At 48.5% G+C, this 23,932-nt stretch carries 23 protein-coding genes; 3 read left to right on the top strand and 20 right to left on the bottom strand.

Annotated elements, in window-relative coordinates:
* Positions 1-88: 88 nt before the first annotated feature.
* Genes M3630_RS25825 through M3630_RS25815 form a run of 3 tightly spaced genes read right to left on the bottom strand, consistent with a single transcriptional unit; the run spans position 89 to position 1,882 of the window.
* Positions 89-643, bottom strand: coding sequence for a peroxiredoxin (locus M3630_RS25825; RefSeq protein WP_173609140.1), 555 nt, complete (start codon positions 641-643; stop codon positions 89-91).
* Positions 644-688: 45 nt separating this feature from the next.
* Complete coding sequence (locus M3630_RS25820; RefSeq protein ID WP_173608899.1) at positions 689-937, bottom strand: glutaredoxin family protein; 249 nt, start codon at positions 935-937, stop codon at positions 689-691.
* 21 nt (positions 938-958) lie between these two features.
* Positions 959-1,882 (bottom strand): NAD(P)/FAD-dependent oxidoreductase, encoded by a 924-nt coding sequence (locus M3630_RS25815; RefSeq protein ID WP_251253987.1) that lies wholly within the window; start codon positions 1,880-1,882, stop codon positions 959-961.
* Positions 1,883-2,214: 332 nt separating this feature from the next.
* On the opposite strand from M3630_RS25815, the gene nhaC reads away from it, so the two are divergent.
* A complete protein-coding gene (gene nhaC, locus M3630_RS25810; RefSeq protein WP_173608901.1) occupies positions 2,215-3,567 on the top strand; it encodes a Na+/H+ antiporter NhaC in 1,353 nt (450 codons plus the stop codon).
* On the opposite strand, the gene M3630_RS25805 is transcribed toward nhaC, so the two are convergent.
* From M3630_RS25805 to M3630_RS25765, 9 genes are all read right to left on the bottom strand, one after another.
* Complete coding sequence (locus M3630_RS25805; RefSeq protein ID WP_173608902.1) at positions 3,564-4,778, bottom strand: sensor domain-containing diguanylate cyclase; 1,215 nt, start codon at positions 4,776-4,778, stop codon at positions 3,564-3,566. The two genes, nhaC and M3630_RS25805, sit on opposite strands and share 4 nt — an antisense overlap.
* A 14-nt stretch (positions 4,779-4,792) precedes the next feature.
* Positions 4,793-5,119 (bottom strand): DUF3870 domain-containing protein, encoded by a 327-nt coding sequence (locus M3630_RS25800; protein ID WP_251253986.1) that lies wholly within the window; start codon positions 5,117-5,119, stop codon positions 4,793-4,795.
* A 12-nt stretch (positions 5,120-5,131) separates the two neighbouring features.
* Complete coding sequence (locus tag M3630_RS25795) at positions 5,132-6,544, bottom strand: PAS domain-containing sensor histidine kinase (RefSeq protein ID WP_251253985.1); 1,413 nt, start codon at positions 6,542-6,544, stop codon at positions 5,132-5,134.
* 127 nt (positions 6,545-6,671) lie between these two features.
* Positions 6,672-7,652, bottom strand: coding sequence for an N-acetylglucosamine kinase (locus tag M3630_RS25790; protein WP_251253984.1), 981 nt, complete (start codon positions 7,650-7,652; stop codon positions 6,672-6,674).
* Positions 7,639-8,463, bottom strand: coding sequence for a carbohydrate ABC transporter permease (locus M3630_RS25785; protein ID WP_251253983.1), 825 nt, complete (start codon positions 8,461-8,463; stop codon positions 7,639-7,641). The genes M3630_RS25790 and M3630_RS25785 overlap by 14 nt, the downstream gene beginning before the upstream one ends.
* A gap of 33 nt (positions 8,464-8,496) precedes the next feature.
* Entirely contained in the window at positions 8,497-9,441 is a 945-nt protein-coding gene (locus M3630_RS25780; protein WP_251253982.1) for a carbohydrate ABC transporter permease, read from the bottom strand.
* A gap of 87 nt (positions 9,442-9,528) precedes the next feature.
* A complete protein-coding gene (locus M3630_RS25775; RefSeq protein WP_251253981.1) occupies positions 9,529-10,812 on the bottom strand; it encodes an ABC transporter substrate-binding protein in 1,284 nt (427 codons plus the stop codon).
* 26 nt (positions 10,813-10,838) lie between these two features.
* Complete coding sequence (locus tag M3630_RS25770) at positions 10,839-11,876, bottom strand: serine hydrolase domain-containing protein (RefSeq protein WP_251253980.1); 1,038 nt, start codon at positions 11,874-11,876, stop codon at positions 10,839-10,841.
* 17 nt (positions 11,877-11,893) lie between these two features.
* Positions 11,894-12,751 (bottom strand): MurR/RpiR family transcriptional regulator, encoded by an 858-nt coding sequence (locus M3630_RS25765; RefSeq protein WP_483298476.1) that lies wholly within the window; start codon positions 12,749-12,751, stop codon positions 11,894-11,896.
* Positions 12,752-12,970: 219 nt separating this feature from the next.
* Here M3630_RS25765 and M3630_RS25760 point away from each other — a divergent pair, with 219 nt between their 5' ends.
* Positions 12,971-14,263 carry an amidohydrolase gene (locus M3630_RS25760; protein WP_251253978.1) on the top strand — a complete coding sequence of 431 codons (1,293 nt, stop codon included), beginning with the start codon at positions 12,971-12,973 and terminating at the stop codon, positions 14,261-14,263.
* Positions 14,264-14,275: 12 nt separating this feature from the next.
* On the opposite strand, the gene M3630_RS25755 is transcribed toward M3630_RS25760, so the two are convergent.
* The 3 genes from M3630_RS25755 to M3630_RS25745 form a co-directional block, all read right to left on the bottom strand.
* On the bottom strand, positions 14,276-14,734 hold the full coding sequence (locus M3630_RS25755) for a TspO/MBR family protein (RefSeq protein ID WP_251253977.1): 459 nt from the start codon (positions 14,732-14,734) through the stop codon (positions 14,276-14,278).
* 673 nt (positions 14,735-15,407) lie between these two features.
* Entirely contained in the window at positions 15,408-16,103 is a 696-nt protein-coding gene (locus M3630_RS25750) for a metal-dependent hydrolase (RefSeq protein ID WP_232773646.1), read from the bottom strand.
* A 133-nt stretch (positions 16,104-16,236) separates the two neighbouring features.
* The gene (locus M3630_RS25745) at positions 16,237-16,434 is read right to left on the bottom strand and encodes a hypothetical protein (protein WP_173608913.1); all 198 of its coding nucleotides are present in this window, start codon (positions 16,432-16,434) and stop codon (positions 16,237-16,239) included.
* 284 nt (positions 16,435-16,718) lie between these two features.
* On the opposite strand from M3630_RS25745, the gene M3630_RS25740 reads away from it, so the two are divergent.
* Complete coding sequence (locus M3630_RS25740) at positions 16,719-17,318, top strand: helix-turn-helix domain containing protein (RefSeq protein WP_221867539.1); 600 nt, start codon at positions 16,719-16,721, stop codon at positions 17,316-17,318.
* 116 nt (positions 17,319-17,434) lie between these two features.
* Here M3630_RS25740 and M3630_RS25735 read toward each other — a convergent pair whose 3' ends face one another.
* The 5 genes from M3630_RS25735 to M3630_RS25715 form a co-directional block, all read right to left on the bottom strand.
* The gene (locus M3630_RS25735) at positions 17,435-19,501 is read right to left on the bottom strand and encodes an alkaline phosphatase family protein (protein WP_251253976.1); all 2,067 of its coding nucleotides are present in this window, start codon (positions 19,499-19,501) and stop codon (positions 17,435-17,437) included.
* Between the two features lie 372 nt (positions 19,502-19,873).
* Positions 19,874-21,061: a M20 family metallopeptidase gene (locus tag M3630_RS25730; protein WP_251253975.1), complete on the bottom strand. Its 1,188-nt coding sequence runs from the start codon at positions 21,059-21,061 to the stop codon at positions 19,874-19,876.
* Positions 21,062-21,111: 50 nt separating this feature from the next.
* Entirely contained in the window at positions 21,112-22,335 is a 1,224-nt protein-coding gene (locus tag M3630_RS25725; RefSeq protein ID WP_251253974.1) for a Zn-dependent hydrolase, read from the bottom strand.
* 150 nt (positions 22,336-22,485) lie between these two features.
* Entirely contained in the window at positions 22,486-22,923 is a 438-nt protein-coding gene (locus M3630_RS25720) for a HEAT repeat domain-containing protein (RefSeq protein ID WP_221867535.1), read from the bottom strand.
* Between the two features lies 1 nt (position 22,924).
* Positions 22,925-23,878, bottom strand: a complete 954-nt coding sequence (locus M3630_RS25715) for an aminoglycoside phosphotransferase family protein (protein WP_251253973.1) — start codon at positions 23,876-23,878, stop codon at positions 22,925-22,927.
* Positions 23,879-23,932: the final 54 nt, after the last annotated feature.

Genomic DNA, 23,932 nt, shown 5'->3' with positions numbered 1-23,932 from the left:
TTCCATAAAAAAAGACAATCCCTCCGTCTGCAATAGATGGGTGGGATTGTCTTTCTTCTATATTATAGAAGAAATGCTTTTTCTTTGATTACAGCGTCTTCTGACCTGGCTTCCAGTTCGCCGGGCACAGACCGCCAGCCTGCAGAGCTTGCAAAATACGAGTTGTTTCTGTCACGCTGCGGCCTACGTTCATGTCCGTAACTACTTGGTAGCGCAGAATGCCGTCTGGATCGATGATGAACAAGCCACGGTGAGCTGCACCGGTCTCTTCGTCCAGGACGCCATAAGCTCGTGCCGTCTCTTTTTTGAAGTCGCTCGCGAGCGGGAAGTTTACTTCACCGATGCCGTTTTCATCGCGAGGTGTTTTGATCCATGCCCGGTGCGTATGTACGCTATCCGTGGATACCCCCAGCACTTCGCAATCCAAATCTTCGAACTCTTCCATGTTGTCACTAAATGAAGTAACCTCTGTCGGGCAAACGAATGTGAAGTCGAACGGCCAGAAGAATAAAATCAACCATTTTCCTTTGTAATCAGCCAGCGACACACGTTCTTCCAGTGTCTCAAGGTTTTTGGTCGTGAGCATGTTAAAGTCAGGTGCTGGTTTTCCTACTTGAAGTTGAACAGTTTGTTGGGTTGTCATTGTTGTCATGATAAATCTCTCCTTTTATATGTTATCTAATGAAAATTACTTCGCAGCTTCTTCCAATGCTGCCAGTGCTTTTTTGATACGTGTCGGGTTGAAGCCCAAAATTTGCTTTTCACCAATGACTGTCAAGGGAACAGACATCACGCCTAAACGGCTCAGCTCCTGACCGTACTCTTCCTTTTCATCGATGTTGCGTTCTTCAAAAGAAATGTTTTGTTCTGTCAAATACTTCTTTAATTCCTTGCAGAAGTTGCAATTGGTGCTGGAGTATACGATTGCTTGTGCCATGTTTGTTTCTCTCCTGTTCTTCTATTTGTATTGGGGGACAACTTTTGAACGCTTGTTGATGTATTTGTCTACAGCCATAGCCGCAATGGCACCGTCTGCCGCAGCGACTACTGCTTGCTTCACAGGTGTTTTGCGCACCTCTCCCGCTCCAAATACGCCTGGAACAGAAGACTGCATGAACTCATCTAGAATCATAAAGCCTTCCTCATCGAGGGGAACCTGTCCATCCAAGAAATCGGTACCCGGCTTGCTGCCAGACAGGAAGACGAAGACCCCGTCTACGGATAGCATTTCTTCCGTCCCTTCTGCCGTGCGAATGCGCAACCCTTCGACCGCTTTTTCTCCCACTATTTCCAATGGGCGCGTACGGAAACGCATTTCCGTATTCGGCAGTTCAGGTAGTCCATCTACCCCTTGGAGATCAGCGCGCGGCACCAAGAAGGTGATCTTGTCCGTAAATTTGGTCAGTGCATGTGCTTCTTCCAATGCTTCCTCCGTATCACCGATTACCGCCACATACTTGCCTTCATAAAAAGCTCCGTCGCATGTCGCACATGTGCTCACGCCTCGTCCGAGCAATTGCTCTTCTCCTGGAAGCATACGGTTGCGCCCTTTGGAACCAGTCGCTACGATCACGGCCTTCGCTTGGAAAGTACCATGAGCCGTGAAGATGCTTTTATCCTCATCCTCTACGTCTACCGCAGAAATCGTAGTCTGGATGAATTCTGCACCGAAGCCCTCCGCTTGTCTGCGCATTTTATCCAACAGTTCTTTCCCAGTCATCTCGCCTTCAACCCCTGGGTAGTTGGCAATTTTATGTGTCAGGGCAAGTGCCCCTGTTCCGGGTGCCTTATCGATGACGAGCGTCTTTAGATTTCCACGAGCTGTATAAATGGCAGCGGAAGCACCAGCTGGTCCTCCCCCGATGATGATGACATCATACATGAACGGCTCCCCCTTTCCTTATTATCAAATTATAATTATTATCAACTAGGAACAATTATCATTCTACTCGATAAAATTTTAAAGTCAATATCTTTTTATAATAATTTTAAATAAGTTCTTATTATAAAAAGCGCACAAAAAGTCCGCCCACTGCCTTGAATTATTTTACGATTCCGAATTCACCCGATTTCGTTGACGAAACAAGTAATTCAGGATAAAGTACCACTAACACTTGAACGCACAAAAGCAAAAAAGCAAGAAAGCACAAAAGTGCGAAAGTAAAAACGTGCCTTCTCACTGCTTTCAGGCTGATTTAACAAGGAGTTGCCATTATGAACAAGCCATTATCTTTTTCACAAAGTATTTGGGTGCTTGTCACCGTATTCGGAATCTTGTTTCCTGCCCTTTTCTGGGGAAAAGTTGAACCGCATATGCCGCTCTTCCTCGCAACCATAGGAGCTGCCACTCTCCTCTTCCTGTTCGGCGTTCCGTGGAAGCAAATGGAGGAGGGCTTGATCAAAGGAATTCAAACCGCGATCGCCCCCATGCTGATTCTTTCCTTGATCGGCATTTTGATCGGGGTGTGGATGATGAGTGGGACCGTTCCGATGATTCTGCACCTCGGCATTTCGCTCATCTCACCGGAGTACTTCACACTCTCCGCCCTGTTTCTGACGGTGATCGTCTCGACTGTTACAGGAAGCTCTTTTACCACGGTTAGTACGGTAGGGGTCGCTATGATGGGGGTCTCCACTGCACTCGGACTTGATCCGTTGATTACAGCTGGAGCCATTATTTGTGGAGCTTGCTTTGGGGATAAAATGTCGCCGCTCTCCGACACGACCAACTTTGCAGCAGCCATTGCGGGCGTCTCCTTGTCGGAGCACGTCAAGTTCATGTCACGCACTGCCGTTCCTGCCCTTGTCATTACCGCGATTTTCTTCGGAATTCAAGGACAAAGCGCCAGCGTGAATCTTGACGCCATTCAAGAAATCCAGCTTGCTTTGGAACAAAACTTCTCGCTTAGCCTCTTATCGCTGCTGCCTGCATTCGTCGTCCTGTTATGCTCAGCGCTGCGAAAACCGATTTTGCCTACATTGGTATTCGGGATTTTGAGCGGGATTGTCACAGCTGCTCTTTCCGAAGGAGTTACCTCTCCGGTCGAATGGATGACCGTCATGCAAAAAGGCTTCACCAGCAATATCGCCAATGAAGCCGTTGCATCGATTGTAGACCGCGGTGGACTGTTGTCGATGACCTGGTCCCTCGCCTTGATTTTGATTGCCTTGTCTTTAGGCGGCATCCTGCAATACAGCGGTGTGTTTCATGCACTCTTTTCCGGATTCATCAATCGAATCAAACGGGACGCTGAAATGGTCGGACTAGCCGGATCTTCTTCTATTCTCGTGAATCTGCTGACAGGAGAACAATATTTGTCCATCCTGCTCCCTGGGCAGATGTTTCGTGAAGCATTCACAGCTCGCGGAATGGCGGGCAGACGACTGTCTCGTACTCTCGAAGACTGCGGGACACTCGTCAACCCACTCATTCCATGGGGGGTAAGTGGTGCATTCTTTACCGCTACCTTGCATGTATCTACAGTGGAATACTTGCCTTACGTCATCTACCTGTGGATCTCGCCAGTTTTGACGTTTCTTTTCGCCATGCGTCGGCAGAAAGCTTAGCCGGCTGCATACACGGTCGTACAGTTTTTCCCTTTGCGCTTGGAGCGGTACAGTGCCTCATCTGCTGCCCGCTTCAAGCCATCTGCCGTGTTTGCGTCTTGAGGGTAGCGCGCGATGCCAACACTGACCGCTATCAAGATGCAGCAATCGTCCTGTGTTAACGGGCGCAAGCGCAAATATTCCCGAATGGCATGCGCTTTTTCCTCCGCCATCTCCATCGACGATCCGGGGCAGAGCAGCATGAACTCGTCTCCCGCATAACGATACGCAGTATCCTCTGGTCCCGCCACTTCTTTCATCGCTTCGGCAATTTGTTTAATCAGTGCGTCCCCTGCATGATGACCATAATGGTCGTTCACCGTTTTTAAGCTGTCTGAATCCAGCATGATCAAAGAGACAGACGCATCCTCTTCACCCAGCAGCTTTTCCAAATCACGATGGAAAGCACGATAATTCGCAATCCCTGTCAGCTCATCCTGAAACGACATCTGGTACATTCGCTCATATAAACGCGCCGTTTCGATAGCACTTGCTACCTGAAAACCAATGATTTTCAGTAGTTCCTCGTGCTCTTTTTTATAAGCAAACTCGCGATAAGACTGGGCAGAAATAACGCCTTTGATCTGATTCCCCAGCATGAGTGGAACGAAAATGCATGTATTCGTATCAATTTCCGGGCTTCCCCAGCGGATCATTTCTGGTTCGCTTGGCTCGTTCTTCATCGTCTTGATGTGGATGGTTTCCCTTGTATCAATCACCTTGGACACCATCGCTTGCCCATAGGGAATGGTGAGCGGACCATAATTGACCCCGTTATCGATGCTGATTGGAATTTTGATCTCACTGTCGCCTTCATCATAAAAGGCGATAAAGAAAGCATCTGCACGCATTACGCGCGAGACCAGCTCGAATGCTTTCCACAAAATTTTGCTTTCCTCAAACGTTTTCGCAAAAATGTGGCTGAGATCGTGCAAAATCTTCATATGCTCGGAGATCCACATCATTTCGGTTACCTTATTGCGCAACTCCACAATCTGCTTTAGCAGTTCCGCATGCAAGGCACTGTCCTGTTCCGACAGCATGCTGTCTACCTCACGGGATAACGCTTCAACCTCGCCAAGCTCGACTTCTTCTATGTTGCCGAGCCATTGGCTATAACGCTCCAGCAACTGTCTTGCATACGCTTCTCTAACGTCGTGCTTCTCATGCATATTCAACCCTCCGGCTATTGGGTAGCTTTACACTTTTTTTCATGATATCGCTCAATAGCTGCACGGATGGCTTGCAAGACAGCTCCCTGACCAGGTGCTAAAAAGCGTTCTTGGATCGCCTTCGTGATCTCCTGCATGCCATCTGCAACTGTCTTGCCCACAAGCAAGCTCACCAAAAACTCGCTCGTCTTGTCCATGACAAAGGTAAAGCTGGCGTCGCAAATCACTTCGGCGTCTACATCAATGATGAGTACACAGCCCACCATGGTAGAAACCTCGTACAAGGTAGTTCCCTTGGGGATTTGGGCGAAGCCTGCTGTCAGTACCGTATTTTTGTTCATCCAGTCGTCCTCCTAGCTGCTGATCGGCAAGCATACCTCGACTGCTGTTCCGTTACCTGGGGTGCTTATCAACCGCAAAGTTCCCCGATGGTTCTCGATGATTTTGCGGCTCACCATCAATCCCAGGCCCGTCCCCGTTTCCTTCGTCGTGAAAAAGGCCTCTCCCAATCTCGCTATCTGATGGGCGGGGATTCCCACTCCATTGTCTTCAAACCGAATGACGACTCGGTCATCTTCACACCGCAGTCGAATCACAATTTCTCCATTGCCTGAGGTCGCTTCGATCCCATTTTTCAAAAAGTTAATGAAGGCTTGCTTCAACTGATTCTCGTCGCAATGGATCATGGGGACTTCCGATTCGAAAACGACCTGAATCATGACCTTTTTCAAAATCGCCTCCGTCTCCAAGAGCGTAACCACATGCGTGATCAGGTTGGAGAGATCGCGAGCTTCAAACACAGCCGTATGCGGCTTCGCCAAGACCAACAGCTCTGAGACAATCATCTCGATTCGCGCCAATTCCGAGCTCATGATCGAAAAATACTCTGGCTTTCTCATGCCATCCTTTTGCATTAATTGCACAAAGCCCTTTAACGAGGTAAGCGGATTGCGTATCTCATGCGCGATCCCTGCCGCCAATTGCCCGACCAGAGCGAGTTTTTCCGAGTTTTGCAAAAATTCTTGCGCCCGTTTGCGTTCCGTAATATCTCGGATCAATATATACATGGAGAGCTTGTCCTGGATCGTCATAGATGTTCCACATACTTCTACGTCCGTCCGACTGCCATCCAAGCGGATCAGCTCGACCTCTATTGGCGAGGCCGTTTCCTCTTCTTCCAAAGTGCGGATCAGACCCTTGATCTTCGGTACATCATGGGGATGGAAAAAAGACTGAAATGGATACCATAACAGCTCGTCCAAGCCGGAAGCCCCAACCAGCTTCATCCCTGCTTGGTTGACATATTGAAGCTCCCCAGCACGGAAAATGAACGCACCTTCACCGGAAATATCCAATACTCTGCACTGTTTGGAACCATAGCTGTCCCCAAACGGGGCCGGAAGCTTCTGCACCATCGCATAATACCCAATTGATGTGCCTTCCTCCCAAAAGGTTCCATATGTAATATGCACGGGAATGCTTGTCCCATCCTTATGACGAAAAGCAGTGAAAAAAGGTCTCGGATCACCATTCATCGCAAATTGTGTTTGAAGGCGTACCATTTCTTGTTCTTCCGAAATAGCCAGCTTCCAAAATGAGGACCCTTCCCATTCTTCTACGGAGTAGCCATTCAACACCTGGCAGGCAGGATTGCCTTTAAAAACTCTACCAAATTGATCGAGCAGAAAAGTGGCCTGAATCATTTGATCAAAGAAGGAACGATAGAGATGACCACTTCTCCATCCACTGTCCAATAAATTTTTCATCGTGCCCCTCCCTCCTGGGACGAGAAAACGGCTACTCCAAATTACGGAAATAGCCTACATCGTTCTCAAATCCTATTCTCACCCAATTTTACCCTATTCGCTCTGTTGTTTCCATCCCCCGGAAAATTTAATTATGCGATTTTTCCAGTACCTCTGCACTGACACGCAGTTGCTCTGCCATTTTTTCATCTACAACTAAGCCCAGCTTTGTGATAGCCGCTACCAGCGCTCCGACGACAGGGGATACCGTGGGAATGACCGTTTGAAACGAAGCTCCCCCAATCAGTTGTTTACAAAGGATTGTACTGGCCTTTAACAATCCTCCCGCCAAAACAACTGGTACAGGCTCCTGAACCTTTTTTAAGCAAGCATCGGCCAATTCCAGCAAATCCTCTACTGCTTGCATGATCAAAGCATTCGCCACCGGATCGCCCATAGTTGCGGCTTTTTCCACGAGCTGACTCGTTTTTGCCAACTCCATTCGGGGATTGCTTCCCCCGTAGATCAGGCTGATCAGCTCATCAGGACGCCCAACGCCATAGTGGTCCATAAACAGTCGCGTCAGTACTGTCGATTCACCGCGCCCATCGTATTCGCGCAATACGGCGCTTGCCGCTTTTTTGCCCAAATCAAATCCGCTGCCCTCATCCCCTACCAGATAGCCCCATCCACCTACACGATGCCTCGCCCCCTCTTTTGAAAAGGCACAGGCAATCGAGCCTGTACCGGCAAGGAGTACGACGCCTGGCTGCCCCCACGTCCCCGCGTAAAGAGCTGCGATGACATCACTATCAATCAATAGCCGTTCTCCCCACTCATCGGCAAAGGCATGCTGAATTCTTTCCTTGATCTGCGGACGATCTGCACCGCCAAGCCCAATAAACAGACCGGCTACGTCTTCTTCTTTCGCACCTGCCTTTATCCTTACAGTATCAATGAGTTGGCGTAGCGTAGCTTCCACATCCGCCCAGCTCCTGGAGAGCGGGTTTGATGATTCCCCCACCGCAATTGCCTGTACCTGTCCCGCCTCATTGCAGATGGCTGCTCTGGTTTTGCTTCCGCCCCCATCGATCCCGACAAACCACTTTTCTCCATTACTTGACTGCACCTGCCGTCAACCCCTCCATAAACTGCCTCGATGCCATCAAAAACACGACGATCATCGGTAACGCAGACAACGTGAGCCCAGCAAACAGCAGGCTCCAATCCGTTTCATATTCTCCAAACAGCACCATCATGCCTACCGGAATCGTCTTGAGCGCTTCTTCTTGAATGAAAATCAACGGGAAGAAAAAGTCGTTCCACGCATGGATGAAATTAATAATGACCACCGTAGCCAAAGCCGGACGAATCAGAGGCAGGAGTACGCGCCAAAACACCTGAAAATGGCTGCATCCATCGATCCGCGCTGCTTCCTCCAGCTCAATCGGCAACGTCCGAAAGAAGCCCGTCAAAATAAAAACAGAGATCGGAATGCCACTCGCCGTATAGATCAGGATCAGCGACCAAAGAGAATTCAAGAGGCCGAGATTCTTCATCAGCAAAAACAAGGGAACGATCCCCAGCTTGATCGGAATCATCAGGCCAATAATGAAAAAGAAATACAGTCCCGCTGTCCATGTAAAGGAAAAACGCGACAAGTAAAAGGCCGCCATCGCTGAAAACACCGTAATGAGCAAGACAGACAGAGCACTGACAAATACACTGTTCCATAAAAAGTCGGCAAACGGCACGGCTTCCCACAGCTTTTTGTACGTATCCAGACTAAACGTCTTCGGAAGGGAGAGCGGACTCGCGAATATCTCCCTATTTGTTTTCAAGGAAGAAGAAATCATCAGTACGATCGGATATAGCGCGATTAATGCAAATAAATACGCCAGCACATACGAAACAGCTCTCCCACCCACAGTCATCTTCACATCGCATCCTCCTTTCCACTCAGGAACACGCAATTAGTGTTGGACTTCTCGTTTCCTCATCAAATAGAGTGATAGCGCCGACACAGATCCGACGATGAAAAACAACACGACAGCCAATGCCGAACCGAGCCCGAGTGTGACATCTCCAGCTCCGCTGCTAAACGCCATGCGATAAAAGTATACCGCCAGCGTATCCGTGGAATAAAACGGCTCACCCATCGAGCCTTGCATGGCGTAGACGAGCTCGAACGCTTCAAACGCTTGAATGAACGTAAATATCGTCATAATCGTGATCGCTGGCATGCACAGCGGCAAAATCATTTTCCACAGCATCCGCAAGCCTGTTGCCCCATCCAATCTCGCCGCTTCGATCAAATCCTCCGGGATCGATTGCAGTCCCGCCAGAAAGATCAGCATGGCAAAGCCTATGCCAAACCAGCAGTTAATCAAAATGATCGCGAGAAGCGCTGTATCCGGGTCCCCGAGCCATGGTCTGGCCCACTCTCCAAGACCGATTTTCTCCAATATGGTATTAAGCGCACCGTAATTCGGATTTAAAACCAATTTCCATAAAAACCCAATCACGATAACAGACAACAGCCTTGGCATGAAATAAGCGATCTTGAGAAACCCGGACCCTCGTATTTTGCGATAGATGAGAAAAGCCAGACCGAAGGCAATCCCATTTTGCACAATCATTTCGACCACAAAGTAGAAGACGTTATGCCGAAAAGCGTTCCAAAACATTTCGTTGAAAGGCTCTACTGTAAATAGCGTAATGAAATTTTGCAGTCCGACAAAAACCCCCCGCTTGATGCCATTCCAATCGTACAGGCTGTATAAGAAGGCCGAAAAGATCGGGTACACGACAAACAACGTATAAATAACAAGCGCGGGCAGCGGAAACAAGTGAATCAGCCAGCGAACTTGCCCCTTTGTTCGAATGCTTTTCCGGTTTACCGTCTCGATGATACCCACCCCTTTTTTCTGAAAATCATCGCGGTCTGTTCAGAAGCCGGGAGTGAACCCAACTCAGGTCCACTCCCCTTTTTCGTCTGCTATGTTCTACTTTTTAAAGGGAGGGAACCAGGTAGCCGCCGACTTTTGTACTTCTTCTGCGACCTGCTCAGGGGTGAGCTTGCCTAAATACATGCCTTGGAGAGCGTTTTCCAATGTTTGCTTCGTGGTCGGTTTTCCTTCCGCGAAGTTGACGACCATCAAATAGGGTGTGGCGCTTGATTGGGACAGTTCTGCCATCTTGTTTACCAACGGATCGTCTGTCGATACGCCTGGCACCGCACTGATTCGTTCGAACTGATTGGCGAATAGCTCCCCGAACTTTTTCGTCGCCATGAATTCCATGAACTTCAATGCCTCGGCTTTGTGTTTGGACTTGGCATTGACGGCATAGGAACCATCGACCCAGGTTGTCAGGACTTGTTTTCCGTCATTCGTTGGCATCGGAAAGAAATCAAGTGGCAAATCGGGGTTGAGCTTTTTGATACCTTCCAATTCAAAGCTGCCATTGATGAACATCGCTGCTTTTTCCGTGGCGAACAACGTCCGCATATCATTCAATTCGAGACCCACATAATTTTCCGGGAAATAAGGGATAAGTTCTTGCATACGCTGCACGGATTGGAGGAACTCGGCGCTTTTTAAGTCACTTTCTCCTTTTAGCAGCTTGTCGAGATAGTCCGTTCCGCTGTAGCTAGCTGGAGCAATCACACCATGACTGAGAGAGAGGAGCCAGCCTTCCTTTGCTCCGAATGAGATCGGGACGATTCCTTTTTCTTTCAATGTTTTGGCTGTCGCAATCAGTTCATCCCAGCTTTTCGGTGGCTGGAGTCCATTTTGTTCGAAGATTTTCTTGTTGTAGTAAAATTGCGTCGAGTTCAGGGATAGTGGGACACCGTAGACTTTACCGTCTTTACCTGTGGCCGCTGCGAGGACTTTTTTTGGGATGGTAGATATGCCTGGCACATTGTCAAGAGGCTCCAGATGTCCGGCTTCAGCCAGGGCAATCCCCGGAGCGTAGGGACGCAGCTGCAAAATATCTGGACCACTGTCGCTTTGGAGCGCCGTGTTGAGGATGGTATTGTACTCCGTTGCTTTGAATGGTTTGAAGTCGATTTTGATATTCGGATTGTCTGCCTCAAAAGCTTTGATAATTGCTTTGTAGCCCTCCGTGTCTTCTACTCGCCAACTATGCATGGAGAGTGTTACCTGTTGTCCTCCACCCTGACCGCCGCCAGACTCTGTTTGGGTTCCCCCACTGCTACATCCTGTCACCACCATAACCGCAGCCAACACGATAGAAGCTACATAGCGAAAACGAATTTGCTTCATGCGAAAACCCTCCCCTTTTTCTTCCCTTAGGTCTGCAAAAGCTGAGCCGTAACAGCATCGTGCAAAATCGGTCGTAATTGCCGAAGCTGATGATTGCGGCCCAGATGAACGGCGTTAGTGAGAAAGATGACTGCAAACTGTTGCTCTGGGTCGATCCACATACTGGTACCCGTAAAGCCCGTATGTCCGAAGCTCTTACGATGAAAGCCGCTTCCACAGCTCAACGTGGTGGATGCTTGATTAAGCTCCCAGCCATACCCTCTACTCCCCCCTGCTTGCTCTGCATGATTGCGTATCGCCAGTTCGTACCATTCGCTCGCAAGTATTCGAGGATCTTGGTACAACCAGCTCATCGCGTATCGGCAAAGATCGTCAGCCGTTGAGAAAAGTCCAGCATGTCCGGCAACCCCTCCCATCGCAAATGCTTTCTCATCATGAACCTCGCCTGTAATGTAGGCATTGGTGAGGATACAACATTCAGTAGACGCAATATTCCGATAAATTTTTCGATCGGGACAGAAAACGGTATGCGCCATGCCCAATGGGGTGAAGATACGCCGAGTGACAAACTGGTCCAAGTGCTCTCCTGTTACTTGCTCGATAACGAGGCCTAACCAAATCATGCCCAAATCACTGTAAATTACCTGGGTCCCTGGCTCGCAAATCAATTCTTGCGCGTACAGCAACTCGGGCAAATCGATCTCGCTGTCTCGCCTTCTCTCTGTCAAATCTGCCGGCATTCCTGAGGTATGCGTAAGCAACTGTTCGAGTGTGATCCGCTGTTTATCAGCGGGACAATCGGGAAAAAACCGACCAATCTGATCATCTAGCGCTACCATTCCCTCCTGCACAAGCAGGAGGATAGCAGGCAGCGTCGCTGTCACTTTGGTGAGTGACGCCAGGTCAAACATGGTATCCGGCGTCACTGGCTGGTCTTTGGCGATACTCGTCGTTCCGACATCACACGCATACCAGATACGACGATCACGTACGATTCGCAAGGCAGCTCCCGGGAGCAGACCGTTGTCCACCCATCCTTGCAAAAGCAGCTCCAGATCGTCCATGTCTTCCCTCCCTTCTCCTACGTCGATGAACGTTTCGTCCGACTCACAGCAAGCCTTGATTTTTCCAACAGGGGAATGACTTGCTCTTGCATCCTGCTAATCATGGTAATAAACAAAATATCGATGACGTTCAATTGGGCAATGCGAGAGGCCATGGCTCCGCTGCGAATGCTTTTTTCTACTGAACTGGTGAACAGCCGGATGTTGGCTAATTCGGCTACTGGCGAGGGGCCTAATTTGGTCAGGGTAATGATGGTCGCTCCCTGCTGCTTGGCCTCCGTCAACGATTGAATAATGTCTTCGGTCTGTCCTGAATAAGATATGCCGATAACTGCGTCTTTTTCCGTTAAAGTGACTGCCGACGTCAATTGAGCGTGAAAATCCGAATAAGCCTCGCACCACAAGTTAATCCGCGAAAATTTTTGCCGGATATCGTCAGCAATGACTGCCGATGCACCGACGCCGTAGACATCGATCTTCCTGGCTACCGACAGCACGTCGACTGCTTTCTTTACTTCTTCGTTAGACAAGACGGAGAGCGTATCCTGGATGGATTGAATATTGTTCCAGCTGACCGCTTGCATAATCGATTCAACTGAACCTTCCATCATAATCTCCTGATAGCTGCCTATCGCCGTCTGTTTCGTCAAATCTCCCGCGACGCGCAGCTTTAGCTCCTGATATCCCTTCATATTAAGAGAGCGAGCCAAACGGATAATCGTCGCCTCGGATACCCCACTATATTCCGCCAATTTTTGGACAGATAGCTTCACGACATCTTCCGGGTGAGCCAGGATATAATCAGCGACTTTTCGCTCCGAAGGCTTCAATTGATCCAAGATTGCTTGCAGGCTGACAAGCCCTCCATTTAACATATGTGACATCTCTTTCTTCCCCCAAATCTTATCTACATTTTATGTAGCGTTATTTCTCTCGTCAATTGTTATCTAATAAACAATATTTCAAATTTGCAAAGCTCAGCACAACTCGTCTGAATTTGTTCTCCCTTTTTCAAAAAATTCCCTCCTTGACTTTCTCGCGGCGTCAAGCTTTACGCTTGCATCGCAACTAGGAATAAAAAGGAGGATTTTCCCATGAAAACGTTACTGATTAAAGACTGCATGATATGGACGATGGTTGAAGGAGAGAAGCCATTTCTCGGGGATATTTGGATCGTGGATGGTCGAATCGCCAAAATCGGACCATCCCTTGAAGAGGAGGCAGACCGTGTCATACTGGCTAAAAATAGGCTAGCGATGCCTGGTCTCATCAATGCTCACAACCATGCCAGCATGTCCTTGCTGCGTGCTTTTTCCGATGATCTCAAGCTGATGGATTGGTTGGACAAAAAGATGCTCCCGGCTGAAGCCCGGATGACAAGAGAAGATGTCTACTGGGGAACAACACTGGGAATCGCGGAAATGATCGCTTCTGGCACGACCGCCTTTGCCGATATGTACGTGCATATGGATGCTGTTGCCCAAGCGGTACTTGATTCCGGGATACGTGCTTCCCTGACTCGCGGCATGGTCTTTATCGAGGATGACGGAGGACGACGAATGGCCGAAGCCTTGGACCTCATCGACAACTGGACGGGAGCTGGCGATGGCAGAATCACGACGATGCTCGGTCCGCACGCTCCTTATACGTGCCCGCCAAAGCCCTTGCAAGGAGTCATAGAGCTTGCCCGCAAGCGCCAAATCCCACTCCACATCCATCTGGCCGAAACAATTGAGGAAGGAGAGAAAATCCGGGCCAAGTACAATCAGACTCCCACGGAGTACTTGCACGAACTGGGCATGTTCGCCGATACGCACGTCTTGCTCGCGCATGCTGTTCATCTGAATGAATCCGATGTCGCGCTTCTTCGCGGGATGAGGGGCGGTGTCGCACACAATCCTGTCAGCAATTTGAAGCTCGGCTGCGGCATCGCCCCTGTCAGGGAGCTAATCGAGGCAGGGGTCACTGTCGGGATGGGAACAGACGGTGCCGGCAGCGCTACGACTCTCGATATGTTTGCCGAGATCAAAGCCGCGACTTGGATGCAAAAGCTCAAGCACGGTGATCCAACGGTACTGCCTGCTGAAACGGCCTTGCGCATGGCTACCATCGAAAGTGCAAAGCTGCTTGCAATCGATCACGAGGTCGGAACACTGGAAGCCGGAAAGCGAGCCGATCTCATCCTGATCGATCTGGATAAACCGCACCTCCAGCCTGTACATGACATCCCTGCCCTGCTTGCCTACAGCGCGACGGGAGCCGATGTGGATACAACCATTGTGAACGGAAAAATTTTAATGCATCAGCGCCAATTCCAAACCCTCCATTGGGAGGAAATAAAAAGAGAAGCGACAGCACGAGCCAGCCGACTCGTCGAGGGCCTGTAATTGCTATTGTACTCACAGGTTGCGTAGGCAGAAGCCAATCGCGAGACACATCGCAAACACGCTCCACATGAAATAAGGGATGAGCAGCGAGGATGCGATTTTGTGGTGGGGACGAATGGCGCGAATGAGTACCCATGTGGAATACATCACCAGAATGGTATCCAGCGCAGCCAACACGAGCAGTTGATAACCGATAAACAACACGAAAAAAAGTTGATGAAAAAACCAATTGATTCCATAGAGGAGCAAAAGCTCACGGTCTATCTGCTTCGTTCGAATCAAGATCAACAACGACCATGCTATGAGTGCATATAAAATGAGCCAGATGATGCGAAACAAGTAGATTGGCGGTGTTCCATCAGGCTTTGCAAGGGAATCATACCAGGCTCCACCGTCTGGAAAAGCAAGACCACCCAGTGAATAGAGGACCACTCCCGCAAGAAATAGAAGACTATTGTGCACCAATCTCATCCAGGAAGTCACCCTTTCTTCTTTCTCTTCTTTCCTCTTCTATATCTATGAGCGGTCCTTCTCTTTTCATGCTAGTTTCAGAGATTTCTTTTTGGGTAAAAAATCTTGGTTCGTGCTGTAGTGGTGGGGAGGAAACAGGAGAAAACGCTCCAGCTTCTAGGGCCACCCGCTGGGGGATTGACTGCCCGGCTCCATGAAAAAAAGCGAAACCCGCGTCCAAAGTCTCCATTCAGGAGGTGTCTCAGAGGTGGACGCTAAAAGCTTGTTTCTCTTTTTTTCATTGCGCCTCGGTCGGTGTCCCTAAGATCTTCGCTTATTTCTCCTGTTTCCTCTACGAGCTTTCCGTGTTAACCGAGTCTTACATGCCTTAAAAGATTGAAGAACGTAATCAGTTACGACAGAGAAGAATATTTCCAGACGTAGCGACTTGTGGAGTCCTACCGAGCGGAGAAGGGATTCGCGGGCAAAAGAAACGCAACGTGCCCGGGCTACGAAGCGGCTACCACTTTTGCGTTTCCCCGCGAATCCCTTCGGAGCGGACAGTCTCAGCCCTCAGTAGGACGGAGCCTGGAGCCTAGTCTGGAAATATTCTTCTCCCCACGCAGCCACATACATAGAAAAAAACCGCTAATCCATCCTCCGTAGATTAGCGGTAATATGTATCGAGATCGTGTTATGGCAGACGCAACGTCTCTCCTGGCTTCAATGCCTTGCCTCTGATGTCTTTCTCAGCCAGCTCAGCCACGAATGCTTCCCCATCCTGTTTAATCGGCGGGAATGTATCGTAATGAATGGGCACAACGAAATCTGCTTGTACCCACTCAGCAGCCACGATTGCATCCTCAGGTCCCATTGTGAACACATCGCCAATCGGCAGGAACGCCAAATCGATGTTATGACGCTCTCCGATCAGCTTCATGTCACCGAACAGCCCTGTATCCCCTGCGTGATAGATCGTTTTTCCACCCAGCTCGATCACAAAGCCCCCTGGCATTCCCATGTACACGATTTGTTTTTCATCATCCAACACAACACCGGAGCTATGGAACGCCTGTGTCATTTTCACTTTTCCAAATGGCAGTTTGACAGAGCCTCCCAGATTCATCGAGATGGTCTTGACTCCCTGCCAGCTCAAATAGGTAGCAAGCTCATGGGTTGCAACGATTGTCGCATCGTTTTTCTTGGCCAATTCTACCGCATCCAGAATATGATCTTGGTGTCCATGTGTCAGAAGGATGTACTGAACCGAGATGTCTTCCAGCTTGGTTGCTGCCACTGGGCTTCCTGAAATAAATGGATCAATCATAATTGAATGCCCTTCACTTGTTACTTGCACGGAAGAATGTCCGTGAAACCGAATATCCAACATAGTGGTACCCCCTCTATTCGCAGCGTTTTTTCAGTCCCTTTTATGTTACCATGCCGCAGGGTGTAAAGAATAGGAAAGGCCGTCGATCACTCGACAGCCTGAGAAACAAACTCTAATTTTCTACAATCAGAACTTAGCAATCGTCGCCGTCATGCTCTGTAACAGCAACAATTTTTGAATCACGAATAATGGTGCGGCGATTACCATTGCGTTCTTCCAAAATAATAGTGGTCGATTTTACTTGTACCAGACGGCCGAAAAAAGTACCGTCTACAGTAGCAACCTTAACATTTCTGCCTTCGAATTTTTTTACTTGGTCTTTAAATGACATGGTCAATCCCTCCTTCTCATGCATCCTATGTACATTTGGCATAGCCCTATTGAGCAAATGCGGAGTGAAAGAGAAAATGTACTTGTACCCGTCCGTCATTTGTCCTTATTTTACCCTACACTCTCTTACCAACTTTGTCGTCTGGTGGCATAATGACGCCAAAACCGTCCTCCGTTCACGAACACTGTGAGATTTTGTCGCACGATTCCAAAAGGAAAACCATTTTCACGTACAGAAACGGTATAGCAAGAGATGAGCGGACTTACGCCAGAGGAGGGATTTCCATGGGAGAGGTTATCGAGTTATTGGCACGGGAGAGAACATACAGTGGCAGAGAAGTTGCGGGACTGTTAGGTATTGGGGCCAGCACCCTGCGCAAGTGGAGCATGCTCTTAGAACAGCATGGCTACTGGTTTTTGCGAGATAGTCAGAATCGTCGGGAGTACAGGCAGGTAGATATTACGTGTCTTCAGCGGTTTTATACCTTAACAAAGGATCAACTCATTCCGCAAGATGAAGCTGCCCGAATGGTTGCTACGCAAAGCTCACCTGAACCTGCCCGAAAGGAAACAGCCGTTGCGGTTGCATTCCCCCCTGCCCCTGTTTCCTCACATCCAGCTTTGAACCATACTGCCGTCATTGAAGAACTGGATGAAAAGCTGCATGCCTTGGCTTCCCATGTCCAGCAACAAGACGCTGCCTACTTGGCACTGTTAGCCCGTGTAGAAAAGCAGGAAACCTATATTACCAACAACCTGAAGGAACGAGATCGCCGCTTGACCAAGGCAATGAATGACATTATGGATGCCAAAATCGAGTTGGCAAAGATCAAGGACGCAAGTAGAAAAACTTCCTTTTGGCAAAAGCTGATTCGTCTGTACTAGTTGCGTTGTCACTTTCTGGAAAGAAAAAAGTTATCCCCTATTACACCACGGTGGAATAAGGAATAACTTTTTTCTTTTTAAAATTTTCGAATCAGTTAAAAACAGCCAGGGTCTTTTTACTTGTTGTCTTGAAACAACCCTTCTGGAATTTTAGCATCCCAATTTTCAGGCAATTCCACCCGAAGCGCATGGGCTACTACGGCGGCAGTGTCTGTGTTTACTACCTCTGAGAGCTCTGTACCAGGCGTGATGGAGCCACCTTTTGCCGCCCAGAAAATCGTCTGTTCTCCCGGTGAAGAACCCCCATGCCCTGTCCCTTTCCCACCGTGGTCAGTCGTAATGATAATCAGGCTATCCTCCATCAGTCCTTCCTCTTCCAGTGCCTCGAGGATATTACCTACATACTCATCTGCTTTTTGGAGCTTTTTATAAAATGCCGGTGTGAAATAGCCTTGATTGTGACCAGCCCCGTCTACTTCATCTAAATGAACGAAAATGTTGCGAGTATTTGCACCCTCTTTTTTGATATAATCGACTACTTTTTTCGCAGTCGCTTCATCCGACCCGCTATTTTGCTTGTAAGAACCTGCTGAATCTTCAATGATACCGATATTGATCGGGCTCCATGTAGCGAAGGAAGCTTGCTGGAGCTTAGGACGCTCTTGTTTCAACAGCTTCATATAGGAAGGATACTCGTTTTTCTCCGGATAAGGAGTAGCCGCTACGCTATCGTTTGTCAATTGATGCTTGTCAGGAGTGACGCCATGCAGGATAGATCCCCAGTTTTGCGCACTGATCGTGGGCAGCTCTGCTTTGGCTTCAAATGTTCCAGCACCTTCTTCGATCAATTTCAAGATATTCGTCGCTTTTGCTTCCGGATCCTTGACTGCATTCCCTGCACCATCGATGCCGATAACCACGACACGTCTGTAAAGGAAATCGTTCTTATAAGGAGCCAGCTTTTCTTTCATCATCTCCACATCGGCTTTGTCCACTTTCTTGTCATTGTTAATATCCGCGTGTTGCGCTTTTTCCCAGCGCCAGTCACCAGCGCGGCTTTTCTGGTTGTTCAAAATGACGTTCAAATCTTCCTCGGTTAGGAGGCCATCTCCCGATACGTCAATCGAATTTGTAACGATTACTTCCGCTTTCGCCGTTTTGCCTCCATCGACAGTTTTCACTGTGATTTTTGCTTTGCCCGGTTTACCTGCTACAACAGTTGGGCGTCCATTGACCATTTCGACCTTCGCGACTTCTTTGTTGTTGGAACTCCATCTGACATCCTGAACGGACGCTTCTTTCGGGGAAATTACAACTGTAACAGGCATCGTTGCTCCAGCTTTCAATTCGAGCTCCTTCTGATCCAATGAAATGCTCTTCACTGGAATTTTCGGAGCGCTTGCGTAACTATCAGCTACTTCTTCATCTGTAACGGTACGACTCAGAATCTGCAACTGGTCCAACTGTACGTCATAGCGGTTTCCAAAATGGTTTCCAGCGCCATCTACTCCAATCTTGGTAGTGAAGCTAGTGTCGATTGTTCCCTTGGATTGGCTGATATCGATTGTTTTTGCTACTTTACCGTCGACGTAGATCGTTGCCTGTTCATCCCGATCATGAGAAACGACGACATAGTGCCATGCATTATCCGCAATGTTTGGAATCGTTGCATCGAGACGGGAGCTGTCGGATGTGCGCCAATTCCACTTTAACGTAGAACCTTGCAGTCCGATGAACCACCCCACGTTACCACCGCTTGACCAGTTTTTATTGGAGATAATGCCAGGATCAGCGTCAACGCCAGGAGATTTCACCCAGAAGGCAATGGTGAAATCTTGAGTTTCCCCAAACTTCAACTCGTCATTTTCACCCAGATCTATCCAGGTTGCATTGTCCTTTGAGGTTGACTGGAAGTGAATGGATTTCCCCAATCCTACACGTCCTTCCACGAACGTTGGTGTTCCGAACACTTCCACAGGATAGTGAGATTCTGAGCTATCCTCTATGCTATTCTCAAACAGGAAACGATAGAGTTGCTTTTCAGATGGGAGTTCTTTCGCCGCCTCTGCCGCCGCATAAACAGACGAATTCAGAAATGGAGCTGGTGCGATGACTCCACCGGTAACGAGAGTTGTAACTGTTAAAAGGGCAGCAAGTCCTTTTTGGTTCAGGATTTTTTTCATGATGTCTCTCCTCCTCGGATCTCAATTCATTTTCTTTTCATCGGCTTGATTTGCTTCATCACTTGCTTACGTAATTATCAAGCCTCCCTTTTTCTGCCCCGATCCCTATCACTTAGAAAGAATCCAGGTCTGTTTGCATTCATTTTATAGCTGGAGTGTTGAGGGTTTATTAAAATCAAAAGAAAAAACAATTAATTACAAATTAAATACACAACTTATCAATCGCAAACACAACAAAACACACATTTTGTACCACTACCTGAGTCCCGGATTGTGGGCTCTATTGGGAGATAAACGTAAAAAAGCAGCTTGCCACATTGACAAGCTGCCTTACTTTTGGATTATGACTGGAGAATGATCGCTACCCTGTTTCTATTCCATCACGATTTTTCTGGCCGCGTTGACGAACATTTTTACGCCGACTTCGAGCGCATCCTCGTCGATTGTAAAACGTGGATGGTGGTGCGGATATGTGATGCCTTTTTCTTTGTTTCCGGCGGCGACGTAGAAGAAGCAGCCTGGCGCTTTTTGCTGGAAGGCCGAGAAATCCTCGCCCCCCATGGTTGGGCGCATATGCTCTACCCATTCTGCTCCCAATGATTCTTCCACGACCTCTTCCATCAATTTCGTCACTTCGGCATCGTTGATAACCGGGCGATAGCCAAATTCATACTTGAATTTATACCCTGCTCCATGTGCTTCTGTAATGCCTTTGATCACGCGTTCCATGAGTCCCGGAACGGACTCGCGCAGATTTTTGTCAAAGCTGCGGACTGTCCCGCAAATCTCTACCGCACCCGGAATGACGTTGTGTGTCGTTCCCCCCACAAATTGCGTGACAGAGAGAACCAGATTATCGAGCGGATCCGCATTGCGGGATACGATGTGTTGGAGGTTGGTCACCACTTGTGCCGCAATCGCGATGCTGTCGATCGTTTCATGCGGGAGCGCCGCATGTCCGCCTTTTCCAAGTACCGTGATCCAGAACGTATCGGGAGCTGCCATCATTGGACCTGGGCAGATACCCACTGTCCCAAACTCCATCGTCGACCACAGATGCGTACCAATCACCATGTCTACGCCGTCCATGACGCCTGCCTGTACCATTTCCTCCGCTCCGCCCGGGTATACTTCCTCCGCGTGCTGAAAGAAGAAACGAACCTCTCCCTTGATCTGATCCTTCATCCCGGACAGCAGCTTTGCCGTTCCGAGCAGCATGGAAGTATGTCCGTCGTGTCCGCACGCATGCATGACACCAGGATTTTTCGAGACGAATTCAAACGTATTCTCTTCCGTAATCGGCAATGCATCCATGTCAGCGCGCATGGCAAGCACTTTTCCAGGCTGGGAACCGATCAATCTGGCCATCACACTGTTTTTCGTCGGTCTGGACACTTCCAGATTGCCAAAAGAAAGCAATGTCTCGTATACAAACTGTGCTGTTTTTTCTTCATGGAAGGATAATTCGGGGTTCTCGTGCAAATAGCGTCTCCACGCAATTACCTGATCCTTGATTTCTTCGACCGCCTTATTAAGTGTTACCACTGCTGTTGCTGTCATGCCGCTCTCCTCCTGATTTTCGTGGCTCCCCCACTTACTATCTCATATGCCTATTTTGCTAAGGATAAAACGGTACGGTACAGTACTTGTGCTCCGTTCGCACAATCCTCTTTTGTCGTAAACTCTGCCGGGTTGTGGCTAATGCCATCCTTGGACCTGGCGAAAATCATGCCAACCGGGCACAGCTCAACCAGCTGCATGCAATCATGCCCTGCCCCACTCGGGAGTCTAAATGCTTCCAAGCCTTCTGCCTCACACGCTTCTGCTACAGCATGCTGGATATCGTCCGAGCATATAGCAGGAGCTATGCGTTGCAGCAGCTCTACTTTCAACGTCACATTGCGCTCAGCACAAATCGCTTTGGCCCGTTCGTAAATGCGCTGTTCCACTTCATCGCGGATCGCTTCGTCTACATCGCGCAAATCAAGCGAAAACTCGACTCGTCCAGGAATGACATTCACCCCGCCCGGGAATGCTTGCAGGCGTCCAACCGTTCCTACACTGGTTCCTGTCCGTCTGGCTTCCTCCTCGATGACCAGCATCACTTGAGCGGCTGCTGCCATCGGATCACGGCGCAAATTCATCGGCGTTGCCCCGGCATGACCGGCTTCTCCCTCCAGCACGAAATTCAACCAGAGCGGGCCCGCCACTCCTGTCACGATCCCGACAGATAGGCCGCGGCTTTCCAGTACTTTACCTTGCTCGATATGTAGTTCCACATAAGCTTTTACACTTCCAGGCGTTCTCGCGGCGAGACTGGTGCGGTCTGGATCAAGCCCTGTTTGTCGCATTGCTTCGGCAATCGTGACCCCATTCTTGTCTGCTTGTTCCAGCTCGTCACGCTTGATCAGACCCGCGATACCGCGACTGCCGATCATCCCGTAACCAAAACGTGTTCCTTCTTCATCTGTGAACGCGATGACTTCGATCGGATGCTCTGTTTCGATTCCCTGTTCTTGCATCGTCTGTAAAACTTCTACGCCAGCCAGCACGCCAAGTGGGCCGTCATAATCGCCGCCATTTGGTACGGAGTCGATATGCGAGCCAACCAAAACGACAGGAGCGGCCGGATTTTTCCCTTCTTTTCGCCCAATCAAGTTCCCAACCTCATCTTCGCGAACGGTGAGACCTGCTTCTTTCATAAAGCCTGTGACGAGATCTTTTGCCGCCCTTTCCTCAGGCGTAAAAGACAACCGCGTGATGCCGCCCGCCTTTTGCTTCCCGACGTTGCCAAGCTGTCCCAATCGATCCCACAATCGATCCGAATTGATCATGACGCGCCACTCCCCCTTCTATGTAAAGCCAATAACGGTTGATTAACGGTTATGTCCTTAATTGTATAATAGTCTGTCTATTTTGAAAAGGAGGCAGCCATGGGCCCCTGAAATAAAGTCCTAGACTGTCTCAATAGCTGTTCGATTTCCTTACGGAGATCCTTCTACGTAATAATTGATTTCCTTCAATGCTTCCGCCGCAGTTTCCCTAATAGAATCGTTCGGAGAATGTAAGTACGGCTCAATTACTTTTATAAATTTTCGGTTTTTTGAAAAACCAAGGATGGTTAATGCATAAATAAGGATAGCGTCTTCCAGTGTTGGCAGAACATCTGCTAATGGCTCCCATTCTACATTTCTTGCGACTCCTTGAAAGGTTACTGCATTCATGAGTAGATAAAACAAACTTTCCTTTACTTCAAAGTTTTCCTCTGCAATCGCAAGTTCCAGGACATACTTTGTAAATGTGATAACGTCATTTCGATTAGGGTTTCCATACTCGAGCAAATCACCAATATCACCCAATCTGAGATGTAGATCTTCCCTTCTATTTAGGAATAACCTTTCCAAGTAAGTAACGTCTATCATGTTAAGCCTCCCTGCTATCAATCTTCCTCAATTCCCCTTTCAAATGTCCGATCGTCTCCACTCGATCTTGTTCTTCCTGCTCATCAAACAGAAGCTGCTCTAGCAGTTCACCTATATCTTCCAGCCTACGCCGGATTTGATAGAATTCCAGCGCTTGTCGATTGATCACATAATTTGGATGTGTCTTCCGATAGGTAGTCATAAACTCCTCAAAAAAAGGCTCATCTACCAAAAACATCAGATCGGCTTCTACTGGAGCCAGCTTCAATCCTTCCCAGTCTATGAGAATGAGCTGGTGATCAGATTGCATCAGGTTCCAGTTGTGAATATCCGTATGGCAAAGCTTCATTTTCACCTCACTGCCTCGCAATTCCTCTGCAATCATCTCCAACTTATTCATGCGGTCAGCCAGTACGTTTACAAAAGGTCTGACGATTTCATCCACATCATCAGGCAGACGATGGATATCTTCATTCAGCATTTCTCTAAACTGCTCGGCAAATGGGATGCGGAAGTCTTCCTTGATGGCAGCCGTACTGACCGGGATTTCTTCTGTGTACAAATGCAACTCTGCTATGATTTCTGCCAACTGGCGAACTTGCATCGAGTTTAACACTTGGCTCCCAATGGTTTTCCCCTCAATATATAAAAACAGTTGATAGATGCCCATGTCGTCTTCATGTTTAAATGCTGCGTTTCTAGTCAGCAGCGGCACTGGAATTTTGCCTTGCAGTCTGGTCTGACGTGATAGCCATTGGATAATGGGAACATACTTATCGATCAGCGCTGTCCACTTGGGCGTAGATGCTCTGCTTTTTTCATAGACCTTCAAGAAATAGGAGTGCTGGTGGCTAATGACTTTATAAGCAAGCGCCGACCATCCACCTTGTTGAGGGGTCACATCAACAGCGTCTATATCATAATGGTGTCTCACTATGTTTTTTAAATGCTCCATGAGATACTCCTTTCTAACTTCTTATACACAAGGTAAATTACCACAAACATACAA

Source organism: Brevibacillus sp. MER 51 (assembly GCF_023714195.1).
GTDB lineage: Bacteria > Bacillota > Bacilli > Brevibacillales > Brevibacillaceae > Brevibacillus.
Note: the sequence above shows the minus strand (reverse complement) of the source record. Positions and strands in the feature narration are given on the sequence as shown.